Source organism: Paenibacillus sp. WLX2291 (assembly GCF_046603665.1).
In the GTDB taxonomy this organism is placed as follows: Bacteria; Bacillota; Bacilli; order Paenibacillales; family Paenibacillaceae; genus Saccharibacillus.
On sequence record NZ_CP176755.1, the window covers coordinates 3361454 to 3378209 of the forward strand.

Here is a 16756-nt window from a genome sequence, read left to right on the forward strand (position 1 = left end):
TAACAATGCAAAAGCTCCAGCAGAATGAGGTATCTTCCTCTCTGCTGGAGCTTTTGTTATATACAATACATATTTATTCGCAAGCGATGCCGTCTTTGTCACGATCCAATTTCAGACGGTATCCCGGTTGACCTTTGTACAATGGAGCTTTGCCTGCTTTACGTACAGCAGTACAGTTTTTGTAAAAGACACCTTTCACGTTAGTGAAGCCAGATACCTGCTGCGAAGGTTGGGCTTGAGCGGTAGACGATACAGCGACGCCCGTTCCAGCGATTAGTGCTGCGGTAACAATGCCTGCGAACAACTTTTTCATTTGATTCATTTGTAGTAACCCCTTTGTCTGTATGATGTTGTGATCGGTAACGCCTTTTTCTCTTTAAGTGAATCAGTTAGTTATGTGTTCCTGTGTATTCTATCACATAATTATGTTTTATTTTACCTTTTTTTCAAAATAAAATTTTTTTTGTACATTTTAGTTTTGAACGAAGCTTAGGTGGAAATGAACAAGAGAATATGAGCAGGATGGGATGAGGAATAGTAGCTAAGTAACGTGCAGGTTTATATTCTATTATGAATTTTTCATATATTGAAATTATTATTTTAATTAGTAGTTTAAAGGAATCGAATGGTATTGCAATCCAGATAACGTAATCCTTGTTGCTTCAACCTTTTATCGTACAAAACAAAGCGAGCAACAAAGTGATCGGAACAGCAAACACTCCATATTCCCGCTCGGCAAAGACCGAACTTGGAACACGGAGTGCTCACTCTGGCGATACATTAGGGCGATCCATTCTTTATAGAATATGACGCGATGTATCATTTCATATGACAAAGCCATTGTTCTAATTACTGCTATAGCAGCATTTATCCTATCATCACTACAATGCTATACACCGCTACGCCTAGCGAAATGAGCGAAAATCCTGCGCAAACATAATTCATCCTCGCCGCTTGTTTGCTACGCAACATTGTCCACAACTGGTATCCCGCCTGCACAATGCTGACAATAGAAATGATCCAGATCGCTCCCATCACAATTTCCATCCATGGGATTGCGCTGCTCGTACTACCATCACTCATATGACTCATCCCGCTATGATCCATACTATCCATATGATTCATTCCACTCATGCCATCCATGCTCATTCCACTTCCGTTCATCTCCATACTGCCCTGTTCCATCATCACCATCGACGATGCCAGTGCAGGCACAATTAACATATGAATGACATGCAGCAGAACAATCACTACAGCTGGCAATAACGATGAGAGCATTGGGAGGGTAGACATCGCCTTGCTGCGAGTCACATCAGGTACAGCACGACCATGCACAGACCAGACCGTTGTTTTCTCCATCAGGCTTCCTCCTTCATCCATGGTTATGATGCTGACAGTGACCGTGCGCCTTCGATGGCGAAGGTGGCACATCCAGTGCTGGACTACGGTCGAAGAATCCGGTCGGTTTCAGCATAAAACTGATATACGCTGTCGGCATCACGGGCCAGTCCTCTGGACGCGTAATATGATGATGCCCCATGTTGTACCAGACCACCACGTCCGTGTTCTCAATATCCCGATCCGCTTCGGCCCAGTATTGCAGCCCGTCACCGCCTGCATGCTGATTCGGATAACTGCCAGAAGCATAACGTTCTTCCGGGTCAAACGGAGTCACATACAAATGATGCTTCAGAAATCCGGCACGTTTCATTAGCGGTGAATCGTCATGCGCATACGGATACGCATTCTCCCCAGCAAATAGCTTGTAACCGACCGGATCACCAAGCGCATTCTTCATAGTCGGATTGATAAATTTCCAGTAGCGCGCGGTTCGCAGGTCGAGGTCACGAATCGCTTCTGACTCTTTGCGGAACGTAGTCGTTACTGGATAGAAGCCATTGCTGTACGGATTGTCGGGACCTTTTTCCATCGAAACGGTATTCACTTCGCACACGGAATTGTTCGTGCCATCAATCATCAGATCCATACGCACATTGAAGAAATGCTGATGATGTGCGGCGAATAGCTGTGGTGCAATCAGATTACCGTACGGATAACGCGTATCTGGCTGAATCGCTTCTGTATGCAGAATACCCGTCAGCTTCACTTCAAATTGAATCGAACCGTCCTGATAAAAGTACCAGAAAAATCCGTATTCATAGTTGCCGACAGTGGAGATGCTGGACAATACCAATCGGCGCGAACGACGCACTTCCACATGCCCGGTACGCCAGTCCGTATGCTTCCAACCGATACCAAAATCTTCTTCATGCAGACAGACCGCATTGTTAATTTGAATAATATTGCCCTGACTATCGGAGAAATGAGCGTCAAAATAACGAATCTCGCCCAGACAGTCACAGCCCAGCTCCAGCGGATTGGCAAGCATCCCGATCCCGTATTCACCAGCATCAAAGGCATTGTTGCGATTGACTGGCTCGGTCGGATCGCCATATGGCACGACCATTTCCGATAAAGACGCACGATACAGAATCGGACGCTCTCGTCCCTGATCGTTGTAGCTGACCGTATGCAGTACTAACCCTTCGCGCGAAGTAAAGCCAAAGCGGACTTTCCACTTTTGCCAGCATATCTCATGTCCTTGCACTGTAAAGCTCGGTCCCTGCGGCTGCACAATATCAAGTGGACGTATATCACTGCGCAGTGGTCCGACCGCATCAGCCGTATAATTGCCATCCAGCGGAGGCAATGGCACAATCTCGCGGTCAACCACCTTCATCACTTCCATATGATTCAGATCGACTAGCGCATACAGCCCGGAGATCGGACGAGCATACAGATTATCAAACTCAGATGTACGATAATAGCTCAGCGCCCGCACGATACGTCGCCCTTCCTCTTCTTCATGTCCAAAGTTTCCCGCCGACCACGGATCCACCATAATTTTATCCATATCTGTCAGTCCGCGACGCTCAAGAGCAGCGATCATATCGGGATTGCTTTTCACTACGTTCTGACACTCCATAAACTCATCCGCCATAATCGACGGCTGCACACCCGGAATATGCTTCCACGAAACGATGTGCCCACCAGTTACGGATACGACTGCTTCGTAGGTCTGCCCATCACGATTGTTCAATACGATGCAAAACGCTTCACGCTCTAACAGATCACCGGCTTTGTATTGCAATACTTGTGCTTTGGGAGGCTCATACAAATTCACACTGGCAAAGCGATAATGCTCGTCCAGTTCCTTTTCTTTTCGCAAAATCGCAATCGTTTGTTCCAGTTCAAGCGCCGTGAGCGGCTCCAGTGGATGAGTGACTGTTTCTAATTGAATCGACATGATGATGTCCTCCTTCATAGTTAAAGTCAACTTTTCTGACTATTCATGTTGAAATCATATCGAAATTCATCTAGTTATGTATTGTAAAAATGGGATCAACAGAAAAAAACATCTCTTTTGCGTAAGTTAAGTTAACATATATTCCGCTTTTTACAATCAACGATGAGAGGAGATGTACATAATAAGACAAGGAATACATGCAATCCATTTAAGGGGGAATGAATATGGATCAAACGACATCCAATGTACAACCACATCCTCGGCAGCAAGCATCGCTTATGCCGGATGCATTGGGCGTGCCGGGTCTGGTGTTTTTCGTTATTTCGGCTGCTGCACCGTTGATGGCATTGATGGGTACACTTACTTTTTCAATGGGGCTAGGTAACGGGGTTGGTGCACCGGGCATTTATGTATTGGCGCTAATTCTATGGATGCTATTCGCGGTCGGGTATACATCAATGAGCCGTCATGTGCGTAATACAGGTGCTTTTTACGCTTATGTATCCAAAGGGCTTGGTAAAGTCTCCGGCATTAGTGCCAGTCTGCTGGCGATTGTATCGTATTGTGCATTGTTGCTGGCGTTATACGGTCTGGTCGGTAACGCATTTAACTCATTATTGATGGAAGTCGATATTCATCTGCCATGGTGGGTATACTCGATCCTCTGTTGCGCGATCGTAGGTGTTCTTGGATATCGACGTGTCGATGTAGGAGCGAAGCTGCTTGGGGTGTGCATGATTATGGAAGTGATCATACTGCTGATCATCGCTGTTGCTGCGCTAACAACGGGCACGGCGGAAGGCTACACAGCAGCACCATTCCAGATGGATGTCTTGTTTGGTGGCTCGCCTGGTATTGCAATTATGTATTGCATGGGTGCCTTTATCGGGTTTGAAGCTACTGTCATCTATGGAGAAGAAGCCAAAAATCCGAATCGCACGATCCCGGTTGCTACGTACACAGCGGTTGGCATCCTCGGATTGCTGTACGCTTTTATCAGCTATAGTATTGTGATTGGTTGGGGCGAAACTGGCGTTATGAACAAAGTGAATACGATTCTGACACAGGGACTTGATCCTGCCAGTCTGTTTACCGATCTGGCGGCAAGTCATCTAGGCAGTTGGTCGGTATGGGTGCTGCGCTCCTTGTTCGTGACTAGCGCGTTTGCCGGGCTGATCGCGTATCATAATGTTATTGCACGTTATTTGTTCTCAATGGGACGCTCTGGTATTCTGCCTGGTGCGCTCTCCCGTTTGCATACTCATCATCGATCTCCACATATCGCTGGCTTGCTGCTGAGCATATTGTCGTTGATCTTTATCGGATTGACTATTGCAGCTGGCTGGGACCCTTTTTTACAAACGTTTGCTTATTTATCTGCAATGGCGAGTCTCGGTCTGCTCTGTCTATATACAGTTGTTGGTTTTGCGATTGTATCATTCTTCATTCGCACGGGCACCGATCGACGTCTCTGGCATAGTAAAATCGCTCCGCTCCTGTCCGCCTTCGGTCTACTCGCTGCCACGCTGATTACGATTATCAATTTCCCATCACTCGTCGGTACAAGCGCGTCGTCTGTACCGTTGCTCATGGAATTCACACTTGCACTTGTAGCTGTTGTCGGTGTCTGCATCGGCATCTGGCTCAAGCTGTATCGACCATCGGTTTATGAACAAGCGGGCGAATCCATTGCCGAAGCAGAAAGTGAAGCTGCTAGTTCCACCGTTTGACATCCAGCACAAGCTAGGACCAAGCATTGCACAAAAGGTGCCACATAGATAAGGTGGCACCTTTTGTATTCTAATTCTACCCTCTCTATGAATCACAACACTTCTGTATGTATGACAAAAGCCCGGCAATGCTGTTCATTTCGATTCTGAACAGTATTGCTGGGCTTTAGCTTTGCGTGTTGGAGCTTTCCTTATAAGAACTTTACCTATTGGATTCCCCAATGTAACAAAGCTTCGTCACAATAACTCCAGCTCCATCACCAATTTACGCTGACTCCATTCCAAACGTAGCTGATACGGTGACAGATGGCTGAACTTTTTAAAATTATTCACAAAATGCGAATGATCATAATATCCCTGTTCATGTACAATATCGAGCAGATCGACATCATTTTTCATAATCATATGCAGGGCATGCTGGAAGCGAACCGTCTGGGCAAAAAGCTTGGGCGAGAATCCGACATAATCCTCAAACTTTTTACGCAAATATCGTGTTGAATACCCGGTATGCACCGATAGATCGTTCACCGTAATATTACCGCGATAACCTGTAATCTCATCCAAACAATACTGCACCAACTCTGGCAACTGCTCCGTCGTCATTAGCGGCAAAAAGAGCGCAGCAAACCATTGCACCCGTTCGTGAAAATCCTGCGCCTCAAAGATCCGCTGCATGTACTCGTCCGGTAGTGCAAACACATCCTGCAATGTTACCCGCTGCTCAATCCAGTCCTTGAGAGGAATCACACCAATCCCATGTCCCGGCAAAAAGCGAACGCCAAAATAACGCGCGCCCGGCTGAAACCGCATCACCTTCGCCGCTAACACACTTCCACAAATCTCAGCATGTGGCTGCACAGCATCACAATAAAATAACACATCCACACACCCATCCGGCACAACATGAATACATTCTGTTTGTTCACCGCTCGTAAATTCATAATACAGCACCGGCTGACCTGGTTTTTGCGTCATATTATCTTCCATATAAAACTTAGTTTCCAGCTGGAAACCAAATTGAATCGGCATGATAAGGGATGGATGAGTTACTGATGTACCAACCATTGACACAACCTCCTTTTATTACAGCCTTATTTAAAAATAGACCCGATTCTCTGTTATGATATTTATCACATATATTACGTATATTATAATTAAAATTTGAATAGGTTCAAGTTCCGATTTTTACAATGACATTTCCATAGATTGATATGTACCTCTCTCCGTTTTTGTAGCCAAACGTTGAAATGCAATACAAAAAGCTCTGAAACAAACAATCCCATCGCTATCCTACTAGCGATATTGTCTGTCTCAGAGCGATATACATACAATCTGCAAGCTTCTGTACTGCATTCCTCTTCTCTATGCTCATTCAGCACGACCACACCTTACGAAACGCACGAATTACATCGCCATTGCGCGAACGATCCAGCACTGCAAACGTAATATGCTCAAACAGTACCGCATACTGCTCATCCAGCAAAATCTCACGGAACCAGCGTGCTACTTCGGACGGATCGTTACGAAATACACCACAGCCAAATGCGCCCAGCACCAGATGACGCTCTCCTTGCTCCGCGGCTACAGCCAAAATATAACGAATACGCTCCTTCATGATGATTTCAATCTGCGCAACCTTGTGCGCTTCGCGCTCGCGTACAATACCGGCATTGACCGCTGGTGACGTGATCATGGATACCGTATACGGATCATTGCGCAAGCAACCATCATCTTCGCGGAATACGACTACATCCGGGGAATAGATCATATAATGCGAATACATACAGCTTTTCTCACGGCGATTATAGGTGTACATCTCTTCCATTTGTACGATGGAGGGGTAAAGTGACGAAGAACGTGCCAGACTTTCTTCCTGCGCCTGACTGCCGCCGAGAAACCCGCCACCCGGATTCCGTGCCGAAGCAAAATTCAATGCCAGCACCTGCCGCTTATGCTGTTCCTTCACGAATCGTTCCGCTGCCTGCAAGGTGGATTCGTTGGTACATTCTATTGTGGCAAATCCATTGCCCGTCGTGGTTGATGCTTGCAATTGTGCAATTTGCTGCTGCACCGACTGCTTCACGTTAGGAAGACGATCAGGAGCATACAATACAGCATCTTTTACCGAATGGGCGATAGCATCAGCAATATGATGCTGTTGTCCATCAGGCGACATGTACTGTCCTTTGTCCAAAATATCCAGCGTTTGCTGTGCCCATTGTAAGCGGATATTCCGCATGTTTGCGTTTTTGCTGTCCTTTGGATGCTGTATTGTATTGTTAGATGCTGGCGCTTGCTGACGATCTGATTTCTGTCGGTGTAGACGAGCTTGTCGTTTATCATGATTGGATCGTTCCCATTTGGACATAGATGGGGATGAATGATTGTTGTTGCTGCTCATATTCTTTCCTCATTTCGATATACACTCTACAATCTGTATCTGTTCATACAGCTCTGTATATATTCTAAATTCAAGTTACTGTTGTTCTTGTAATAACGTATCGCGCAGCAAAGTTAGTACCTCGCCAAGCCAATTGGTGCCTTTCCATGTGTTACGGTTCAGGATTAGTGGATTGTCTGCTTCCAATCCTACGCCCCAGATGGTATCGCTTGGACTAGCTTCAACGAGTGTCGTACCAGCTGTAGACAGCAGCGCAGACAGCAAATCGGGATTTTGCGTAAACTTGGCTTCATTCCCCTTATATACAATATCTCGCGCATGCTGCTGCCACTGTTTCTTATTAAAATGTTGTACTTCGCGTCCCAGCTGCTTCTGCTCACGGGGATGCTTCGCTCGCAAAATGCGCTGCGCCGTTTGCTCATCTTCAAATAACATTGCCTTCCCGTACATCATATACTGCTCGGCACTGTGAAAATGATTCCCGTCGATCGTAAATTCAGCCGGATGCCATTGCGAGAACGGCGATTCGGTATGATAAAACAAAGTGAATGTCTCTTTAGATTTGGAACTCATTATTTTTCTCCTTTCATTAGGAATAGGGGCACAGCATCAAGCGTCTTCCCATTCTGGGCGGAAGCGGTACAGTTGAGATGGGCGATGCCCTGCATCCTTCGTATACTCATTCGTAGCGGTCACACGCGTCGCCATCTTGCGACGGAAAGCGGGTGCTAGCAATTCACGATCCAGAATAATCTCATATACTTGCTGAAGCGCTGATAATGTAAATAACGGCGGCATCAGGTTAAACGCAATATCGGTATATTCAATTTTGCTACGCAGTCGCTCTAATCCGTAAGCAATCATTTTCAAATGATCAAATGCGATACCTCCATGATCCAGCACTTCCCACTTCACACCTGCCACCGTACCATGATACGTGCGCGTTACACGCACTGTGCCGCTTAATTGTAAGTGTTGATGGGATAACGTCACCTGCATTTCCTTTTCCAAACGACAGCCGTCTTCCAGATGTATCTTCTTCTCTTGCGTAATTCGGTAATCAAGCTTGAACCAGCGAGCATCGCTGGCATCTTCACCCGCACGCACCTGTTGACTGGTGGAATCGACAAGCGCCATATATGAAGCGCTAATGACCCGAGTCCGTGGATCGCGATCCACATCGCCCCATGTATATAGCTGTTCCATATAGATGCGCTCTAATCCAGTCTCACTATGCAATTCGCGCGCTGCCGCTTCATCTAGACTTTCATTCATACCGACAAAGCCACCCGGCAACGCCCATTGCCCTAGAAAAGGATGCTCTCCACGCTGAATTAACAACAAATGCAATGATTTCTCCGGCAATTTACGATAGTTATCCTGCTCCTGATCCAGAATCGTAAAAATCAGCATATCCGCAGTTGCCGAAGGTCGCTCAAATTGCGATGCGTCGTACCTGTCCAAATATTCATGCTCTGTCAGCCCCTGTGCGTCCACCGGCTGCTCTGATTGATTATGGCTCATCCTATTGCCCCCGTTTTTATCATGTTCATATTCAATGAACAAAAAATAAGATCATGCGCGCAGATCTGTTACATATAGTAGATAGTGGTTACATAATGAGTGTTAGACTGTATCCTTGCTTAGTTATACATGTGCTATTTACATACTCGCTACTTATAATTGTGCTGCCTACATACTTGCTACTTGTACATACGAATAGAGCTTTTATTTTGAAATAGTCGTTGTACTTGGTCTACATTTCTATTTTTTGGCTACTGATATCGACTCGTTGTATTCACTAATTATCGTTATTATCCTTACATAACTGCTACGCTTACTATACATCTATTATCTATCTTGCTTCTTGCTTCTTGCTTCTTGCTTCTTGCTTCTTGCTTCTTGCTTCTTGCTTCTTGCTTCTTGCTTCTTGCTTCTTGCTTCTTGCTTGTTCATTATCAAGATAATCAAACCACTAATTCTCTTTTTAATATTATCTAAATGTTAATAACATATTGTTATTATATTCAGTTGTTGTATCATCGTCAACCCGATTTCGGATTTGCATGTCCGACTCTCTCTAACAATGAATTCCTTAAAGCGAAACTATTAAGCTGCTGTTGCGTATAAACAATGATGCGGATCGTTGACTCATACATGGATGATTGTGTAAATCATTTAAATTTTTAATGAATGATCAGTAATATCATTGCTGTTATAACCGATATATAAGGTATACTATGTGTAACATATGCCTATATCGCATTTTGCGTAGATGATGTGATACACGAAGCAGCTACGTTACGCTGCCGATGAACGAATACGGAGGCATTGCAGAAAGGTGTACAATGTTTACCCGTTGAAGGTAAAGGAGTGAAACTATGAGAATTAATCCTATTGATGCCGTACGTAAAATCACTGCTGATTTTGCTGCTTATACACGCCAGATTTTCGAGAAAAAAGTCGGCGAACAAACGGAACGTACCCGTCAGGAACCAGTAAAAACGACCAATGATACGAATGTGCAATTTGATCAGCTGTTAGAGAAAATCCCGGCAAATCATACAGTGTTGCCTGCCGCGATGCCTGCGGTCGCCTCGTATCAGGAACTGGCTGCACTGAAATTGCAAAGCGGAACGTATGAACATGCGCTACCAATTAGTCAGCGAATCTCAGTTGCGCAAAAAGCGTACGAAGGCTCCATGGTCGATCAGGGTCATGTGACGATTGAACCGTTTGATTCGCGTGCTTGATCTTTCGTTTCCAATAGCAAAAAACCTTCCTCTGCAATCGGGGAAGGTTTTTTATTTATATTACACCATAGGTTTCGTTTCATCGACCGCTGTTGTTACAGCTTTCACTTCGTATTTTGCATGACTTACATTCAAAATATATTCAGGCTTCGGTTGACCAGCTTTATTGCGATGACCTTGAACATGGGCGTCGCTTTTCTCCCAGTTTTTCCAGTCTTGTTCTGATTCCCAGCGGAACATAATCAAGACTTCTTCTTCTCCGCGGCGCACTTGCTTGACCAACACCTGCATATCAACAAAACCCGGCTGTTGTACCACAATAGTTCCCGGTTGGCTAAAACGCTCTACAACTTGATCGGCAGATCCTTCACTGACCGTAATTGTACGCAAAATAACGAACATCATAATCCCTCCTTACACCAGTTGGTTCCGGCGAATGAGTATATTATAATTGATAATCATTATCATTGTCAAAACAAAAGGTTTTATACTAACCTATTATAGTATGCGTTCAATATACGCTCTCATGCAAAATTTCACCTGTACGTGACAGATCATATCCACCGATAGCTTTCAGTTCATTTTGAAACTCCGTCGATTGCAAAATACGCTTCAACAGAGCAATCCATTCGGCATTTTCCGGTTTATTCAGCACGACCAAATCATAACGCTCCAATGTAAGCGGTACAAACTCTACACCAACCAGTGCAGCTGCCTTCTCACTCCCTACCCCCACATCCGCTTCACCAGCAGCAATACGCGCAGCTACAGCGATGTGCGATGTTTCTTCACGGTCATAACCTTGCAATGTAGATGGACGAATATGATGTAGTCGCAGTTGTTCATCCAATAGTACCCGCGCCCCGGCTCCGCGCTCGCGATTAACGATACGGATGCCGCGCTGATCCAGCTGCTGCCACTCTGTAATACGTTTCGGATTGCCGCGCTGCACATACAAACCTGCACGCCGGGAAGCCAGATTGATGAGCGTAAACGGGTGAGACACCATCAGCTTGTTCACATACGGCAAATTGTATTCGCCCGTCTCTCCATCGAATAAATGTGTGCTTACAATATCCGAATTGCCCATATACATCGAGACAAGACTATCCATACTACCAGCAAAAGAGCGCAGCGGACGGTAACGTTGTTCTTTTTCTATATAACGTGCCAGCAGATCGAGGCTGGTATCTTGACCGGTAATCACAATCGTCTTCATATTCACGGGCGGCGGCACAGGCTCTTCAGTAATCGGCTGCACATTGCCTACATTGCGTAAAATCTCTTCTGGACGCGCATAAGCGGCATGTACAAATGCTGGCGAAGCACCCGCTTCTTCTGTACCATGCTGTTCTGGTGGAAGATGATTAGCTGCATCCGGTGCTAGACCAGATGCGGGAACATGTGCCAGTCCGCCACTTTGGAACTCCTGTAATTGCAATTGACCTGCATTTTCGCGCAGCATGCCATCTTTGGAACGCTGCTTGTACTGCTCCAGATCGTTATGATCGATGCGCATCTGCTTGCCGACACGATAGGCGGGCAAGTCGCCTTTTTTGATCAGATCGTACACCGTCAGCTTGGACACTTTTAGCAGACGGGCGATTTCTTCAGTTGTATAGGATATCTGCTCGCTCATATGCAGTCCCTTCCTTATTTCAAAATTTCTAGTTCCAATACATTCATTTCCTAATATATCGTTCATTGTAGTATAGATGGTGATAAACAACGATAGCTTTGTACGATAAAACAGGTTACATACTTGCACACTCTATAGCTGACACAATATGTTCATGATTTATCTATTCAGCTGGATCAGGTTTGTATAAGCAACGATAGCCGAACTAAATACCACCGTTTCAGCTATGTTCATCTTACCTGCGTATAGACCGTATTTCAATTCGCAAAAATTAAACCTAAGCCACTTTAAATATAACTAGATATAATTAGTATTATCCTGTATGATTTAGTACGTACATTTTGCATGATACGGCGAAATAATACATATCATTAAGGAGGATTTAAAATGAATATGCCATCCCATTCTTCTACTTCATCCCGTCGCTCAGCTTCGCGCCTGCGCATGACGGTTCTGATCATGCTGACCGTTCTGGCTGTCATGCTCAGCGCCTGCTCATCAACAGCGAATACAACAAGCGATTCCAACTCTACATCCACACCAGCGGCAAGCAACGAAAGTAGTTCCACTGCAACTACCGAACTGACCATCTCTGCTGCTGCAAGTTTGACGGATAGCCTGCAAGAAATTCAAAAGCTGTACGAAGCTAACTATCCGAATGTCAAATTGACCTTCAACTTCGCCGCTTCCGGTACACTGCAAAAGCAAATTGAACAAGGTGCTCCGGCTGACCTGTTCATCTCCGCAGGCAGCAAACAAATGCAAGCCCTGATCGACGAGAAGCTGGTTGATAAAGACCACGAAATCAACCTGCTGACAAATGAACTGGTACTTGTTGTACCCAAAGATAGCACTACAACACCGGCAAATGTCGAAGACCTGAGCGCTGATAGCATCAAGCGTCTCGCTATCGGTACACCAGAATCTGTTCCTGCTGGCATGTATGCCAAACAAGCACTGGAAAAAGCCAATCTGTGGGATAGCCTGCAAGCCAAACTGGTACAAACCAAAGATGTGAAGCAAGTGCTCTCTTATGTCGAAACAGGCAACGCCGATGCAGGCTTTGTATACAAAACCGATGCGATGGAATCCGATGGTGTGAAGATCGCCTTCACTGCTAGCGAAGACAGTCATGATCCAATCGTCTATCCGGCAGCTGTACTGTCCGCTACTACTCACCGCGAAGATGCAGCACAATTTTATGCGTATCTGCAAACGGAAGAAGCCCAGGCGATCTTTGCTAAATACGGCTTTAACAAGGCCGCTGCTACCTCATGAGTGAAGCCTGGTCCTGGGACAGCATTGGCTTTCCAGTAACGCTTTCGCTGCAAATCGCCTGCTTTTCCAGTATCGCGGTATTTATTATTTCGATTGCGGTCGCAACACTGATGGGCAAATATTCGTTTCCCGGTAAAGTTATTCTGGAAACAATCTTCATGTTGCCACTTGTCCTGCCGCCATCTGTAGTCGGTCTGCTTCTGCTCACCATCCTTGGACGACGTAGCTGGATTGGTCAGGCGGCAGAATGGCTCACGCATCAGCCAATCGTATTCAGCGTTACCGGTGCGGTTATTGCCGCCACCGTTGTTGCCTTCCCACTCGTCTACCAGACACTCAAAACCGGCTTTGCACTCGTCAACCGCGATGTACTAGAATCGGCACGCTCACAAGGCGCCAATGAGTTACAGGTGCTTGTGTATATGATTCTACCGCTCGCCTGGCGTTCGCTAATTACCGGCTTTGTGCTCGGATTCGCTCGGGCGCTTGGTGAATTCGGCGCTACACTGATGGTTGCCGGCAATATCCCTGGCAAAACGCAAACGCTACCGACAGCCATTTACTTCGCTGTCGATGCGGGCAATATGCAGCTTGCTTGGAGCATGACCATCATTACGATTCTGATCTCGTTTATCCTACTATTATTAACTAGCAACATTCGCGGCTCCGATTAGGGAGTCGCGTTTTTATTGTTTTCCAGAGCTATGTATAAGATTGAAATATAGGATCGAAAATCTGTATTTCTACATTCCATTCAAATATTTGGCATTCAAACATTATTTTGAAAAATTTAATTGAGAATGCTATGATAAAGTATCATCTATACTTCGCTTGATTGTGTTCCAGCTTATATCTGTTTTCGCTCTGTCATCCAGCATATTATCCCTTCGTTTACATAGGCAATTCCATATTCCTATTCTTGCAGTACGACGAACTAGATTGGCATAGCTTCTTACGTTTCTACCTTATGAATGCAGTCATCCACCGAAAAGAGGTTGTATATTCATGCTCAAGCTTCATCAGCTTTCTGATATTTCTGAATTACAGGCAATTTGTGAAAAGCAGGATCATATTATGCTGAAACTAAACTGGGATATGCTCAAAAATCGTGCTCCCGGAAGTCTTGAAGACTTTTTTGATTATGAAGATGGCGAACTACGCTCGTTTCTAGCATTGTACCGGTTTGGAGCCAACGTAGAAATCTGTGGCATGACCCACCCGGATTATCGGCATCAAGGTCGGTTTAGCAAACTATGGAAACAAGTAACAGATAGCAATCTATTAGAAAATAAACAGAAAATCCTCTTTAACATTCCTCATTCTTCAAAAGATGGACAACAGTGGGCGTCATCGCGGCACGCCGGTCTTCATAGTGTGGAGTATACTCTCAAACTGGGAGACGATATGAGCGGGCTTGGCATTGGTAGTACGGAGCTTGTATCGCTGCGCCCCTTCACACAGGACGATGCCGAATTGTGGGCACGATTGGATGCAGAAGCATTCGACATTTCGGAATTTTCAACATTAGCAGCGTTATCTAGTCCACATCGCTCATTATCGCGGGTAATGCATATCATTGAGTATCAAGGGCTGGCTGCTGGTAAAATTGAAGTCGATCGTCAGGGCGAACATAGCTGGATTTATGGCTTTGTCGTTGATCCGGCGCTGCGCGGGCATGGGATTGGACGTAGCGCTCTACGGCAGGTTACATTGGATGAGAAAGCAAAAGGCAAGCATGTGTGGCTAGATGTCGTAGCCGATAATGCGCGGGCACTGCATTTATACGAATCATGTGGATTTGTGCACGAGGATGTACAGGATTATTATGAATATGTATATGCTGCTGCTAAAACCAATCGATAATCAACATACACAAAAAGCGTTTATCACAGCGATGGAGGTCCGGTCCACCGCTGGATAAACGCTTTTTTGCAGAACTGCTGAACTTTCCGTACATGACTGGGACAGACGGTTCAACAGTCCTGTTCCCCTGTAACAGGGAAGGCCGTATGTTCATGTGTTGCGTATATATGTGAAAAGGCAAGTGGCATCAAAATGATGGGGGATTTTGATACCGTCCTCTTTCACCTAAGTGAGGCTCCATTTCGGAGCAAGGTATGCCGTACCGGCGTTACTTCTGCAATTGGCGCAGATCGTATTTCCGCCCGGCACGGCATGGCGGAGCAATTCCAGGTAATCGAGCGAGCGACCATATTGTTCCGCTGACGGAATATGGTGGCTAACCGTACCTGCCGAGATGTTGAACATCTCGATACGCTCCGGCATGCTGCCAAAGGCTGTCCGACAAAACACGGTGGACAGATGAATAAACGCATCTTCCAGATGGGGCTCATGCTCCCAGAAAAATTTCTGGACAATCAGGCTCTTGTGTCCGGGTGGTACAACACCCGGTTGCGCTGTTGTCCAGGGAATCTGCCATGCCGCCTGGAAAATCAACGATAGTTCCGCACCCAATTCAGGCACGATGACCTTTTGCTGTTCATATAACATGACCGGATGTGGGGCATGCTGATGCTCTGCAAGCAATGTGCCCAGATGAGCGATCACAGTGTCCTTTACGTCCCAGTAGTGGGCTTCACTTTCAAACCCGACCGGACGGCGAGGCCAGCGAAAATCGACCAGCTTGCCAATATTGCTTACTTCCCGCATATCCGGGGAAAGGCTGTAATATGCGTTAATCGCATGACCGATAGCGTACAGAACGCGCTGCTTCCACGTCGGTTGCGAGGACGGGGAAGCTGGCTTTTGTTCGCCATAGGTCTGACGCAGCCAATCCTCCAGCTTGTAATCATGGAGCACAGGTGGCTCCGAAACAATCGTGTGTGTACTCATTCTGTCATTCACCTGCTTCCAGACAAGACTTTGCCGATTAATTATACGACGCTGGCAACCGCGTTTACGAACTGTTTACCGAAATTACGGCAGACATCTTTGTCTTCCGATGAAGGATTCAGTTCGATCTTCAGGTTGTCCTGCACCAGCTCGGCACCGCGCTCCTTCAGTTTCTCCGACAGCAGATCAACCGCTGCGGCAAACTGGTCATACGCTGTGTCTCCACTACCGAATACGGCAGCTTTTTTACCGGACAGGTCCAGCTCATCCATATCTTCGTAGAAATCGAGGAATTCGTCCGGCAATTCGCCGTCGCCCCAGGTATAGGCACCGAGGATTACTGCATCGTAGTCCAGCAGAATATCCGCGTCCACGTCCATCGATTGTTTTACATCCACTTCCGCGCCTGCGGATTGAACGCCTTCCACGATCAGGTCAGCCATCTCTTCGGTATTACCGGTCAAGCTGGCGAACACAATTAAAAATTTCGGCATAGCCATCCTCCTGTATGCTTGTTTCTCTCGTCGGTTTCTCTGTGAACATCATAGTTGATAATGATTCTCATTGTCAACATTTAATTTGAATTTTTTATTTTATACTGGATGTGGAACGATTGTTTAACTGTGTATAAACGTTGTTGTGGCGCTGTTTACAAGCATTTTTAAATTCCAAAATTTATATTTTATTTTGTTTCATTGAGAATAACACTGAGATTGTCCTTGTATTCTCATTGCGATTCTCAACGGCAGGCTTAATAGATATGTTGGAAATTTGTACAACATCAAACTCTATTTT

General features: G+C 45.7%; 15 protein-coding genes and 1 pseudogene. 5 read left to right on the forward strand and 11 right to left on the reverse strand.

The window, feature by feature from the left end; genetic code table 11:
* Nucleotides 1-73 precede the first annotated feature (73 nt).
* The 3 genes and pseudogenes from ACDE64_RS14305 to ACDE64_RS14315 all read right to left on the reverse strand — a co-directional run.
* Nucleotides 74-187 (reverse strand): annotated as a pseudogene (locus tag ACDE64_RS14305) (excalibur calcium-binding domain-containing protein); the annotation flags it as partial.
* 680 nt (nucleotides 188-867) lie between these two features.
* Complete coding sequence (locus ACDE64_RS14310) at nucleotides 868-1359, reverse strand: hypothetical protein (RefSeq protein ID WP_411347268.1); 492 nt, start codon at nucleotides 1357-1359, stop codon at nucleotides 868-870.
* Between the two features lie 13 nt (nucleotides 1360-1372).
* On the reverse strand, nucleotides 1373-3307 hold the full coding sequence (locus tag ACDE64_RS14315; protein WP_411347269.1) for a primary-amine oxidase: 1935 nt from the start codon (nucleotides 3305-3307) through the stop codon (nucleotides 1373-1375).
* Nucleotides 3308-3531: 224 nt separating this feature from the next.
* On the opposite strand from ACDE64_RS14315, the gene ACDE64_RS14320 reads away from it, so the two are divergent.
* Complete coding sequence (locus ACDE64_RS14320) at nucleotides 3532-5037, forward strand: APC family permease (RefSeq protein WP_411347270.1); 1506 nt, start codon at nucleotides 3532-3534, stop codon at nucleotides 5035-5037.
* Between the two features lie 237 nt (nucleotides 5038-5274).
* Here the strand turns inward: ACDE64_RS14320 and ACDE64_RS14325 are convergent, their stop codons facing one another.
* The 4 genes from ACDE64_RS14325 to ACDE64_RS14340 all read right to left on the reverse strand — a co-directional run bounded on the left by ACDE64_RS14325 (nucleotide 5275) and on the right by ACDE64_RS14340 (nucleotide 8962).
* The gene (locus ACDE64_RS14325) at nucleotides 5275-6102 is read right to left on the reverse strand and encodes a helix-turn-helix domain-containing protein (RefSeq protein ID WP_411347271.1); all 828 of its coding nucleotides are present in this window, start codon (nucleotides 6100-6102) and stop codon (nucleotides 5275-5277) included.
* A gap of 307 nt (nucleotides 6103-6409) precedes the next feature.
* Nucleotides 6410-7276: a TIGR02452 family protein gene (locus tag ACDE64_RS14330; RefSeq protein ID WP_411350300.1), complete on the reverse strand. Its 867-nt coding sequence runs from the start codon at nucleotides 7274-7276 to the stop codon at nucleotides 6410-6412.
* 237 nt (nucleotides 7277-7513) lie between these two features.
* Nucleotides 7514-8011 carry an NADAR family protein gene (locus ACDE64_RS14335; RefSeq protein ID WP_411347272.1) on the reverse strand — a complete coding sequence of 166 codons (498 nt, stop codon included), beginning with the start codon at nucleotides 8009-8011 and terminating at the stop codon, nucleotides 7514-7516.
* Nucleotides 8012-8047: 36 nt separating this feature from the next.
* Nucleotides 8048-8962, reverse strand: coding sequence for an NUDIX hydrolase (locus ACDE64_RS14340; protein ID WP_411347273.1), 915 nt, complete (start codon nucleotides 8960-8962; stop codon nucleotides 8048-8050).
* Nucleotides 8963-9819: 857 nt separating this feature from the next.
* Here ACDE64_RS14340 and ACDE64_RS14345 point away from each other — a divergent pair.
* Nucleotides 9820-10191, forward strand: a complete 372-nt coding sequence (locus ACDE64_RS14345) for a hypothetical protein (protein ID WP_411347274.1) — start codon at nucleotides 9820-9822, stop codon at nucleotides 10189-10191.
* A gap of 60 nt (nucleotides 10192-10251) precedes the next feature.
* Here ACDE64_RS14345 and ACDE64_RS14350 read toward each other — a convergent pair whose 3' ends face one another.
* Both ACDE64_RS14350 and ACDE64_RS14355 read right to left on the reverse strand, forming a co-directional pair.
* Nucleotides 10252-10593: an antibiotic biosynthesis monooxygenase family protein gene (locus tag ACDE64_RS14350; protein WP_411350301.1), complete on the reverse strand. Its 342-nt coding sequence runs from the start codon at nucleotides 10591-10593 to the stop codon at nucleotides 10252-10254.
* Between the two features lie 109 nt (nucleotides 10594-10702).
* Entirely contained in the window at nucleotides 10703-11830 is a 1128-nt protein-coding gene (locus ACDE64_RS14355) for a substrate-binding domain-containing protein (protein ID WP_411347275.1), read from the reverse strand.
* 387 nt (nucleotides 11831-12217) lie between these two features.
* Between ACDE64_RS14355 and modA the strand changes: the two genes are divergently transcribed.
* From modA to ACDE64_RS14370, 3 genes are all read left to right on the forward strand, one after another.
* Complete coding sequence (modA, locus tag ACDE64_RS14360; RefSeq protein WP_411347276.1) at nucleotides 12218-13108, forward strand: molybdate ABC transporter substrate-binding protein; 891 nt, start codon at nucleotides 12218-12220, stop codon at nucleotides 13106-13108.
* On the forward strand, nucleotides 13105-13782 hold the full coding sequence (gene modB / locus ACDE64_RS14365) for a molybdate ABC transporter permease subunit (protein WP_411347277.1): 678 nt from the start codon (nucleotides 13105-13107) through the stop codon (nucleotides 13780-13782). The genes modA and modB overlap by 4 nt, the downstream gene beginning before the upstream one ends.
* 400 nt (nucleotides 13783-14182) lie before the next feature.
* The gene (locus ACDE64_RS14370) at nucleotides 14183-14971 is read left to right on the forward strand and encodes a GNAT family N-acetyltransferase (RefSeq protein ID WP_411347278.1); all 789 of its coding nucleotides are present in this window, start codon (nucleotides 14183-14185) and stop codon (nucleotides 14969-14971) included.
* A gap of 225 nt (nucleotides 14972-15196) precedes the next feature.
* On the opposite strand, the gene ACDE64_RS14375 is transcribed toward ACDE64_RS14370, so the two are convergent.
* Nucleotides 15197-15961, reverse strand: a complete 765-nt coding sequence (locus ACDE64_RS14375) for a hypothetical protein (protein WP_411342830.1) — start codon at nucleotides 15959-15961, stop codon at nucleotides 15197-15199.
* A gap of 41 nt (nucleotides 15962-16002) precedes the next feature.
* On the reverse strand, nucleotides 16003-16455 hold the full coding sequence (locus ACDE64_RS14380; RefSeq protein WP_411342831.1) for a flavodoxin: 453 nt from the start codon (nucleotides 16453-16455) through the stop codon (nucleotides 16003-16005).
* Between the last annotated feature and the right edge of the window lie 301 nt (nucleotides 16456-16756).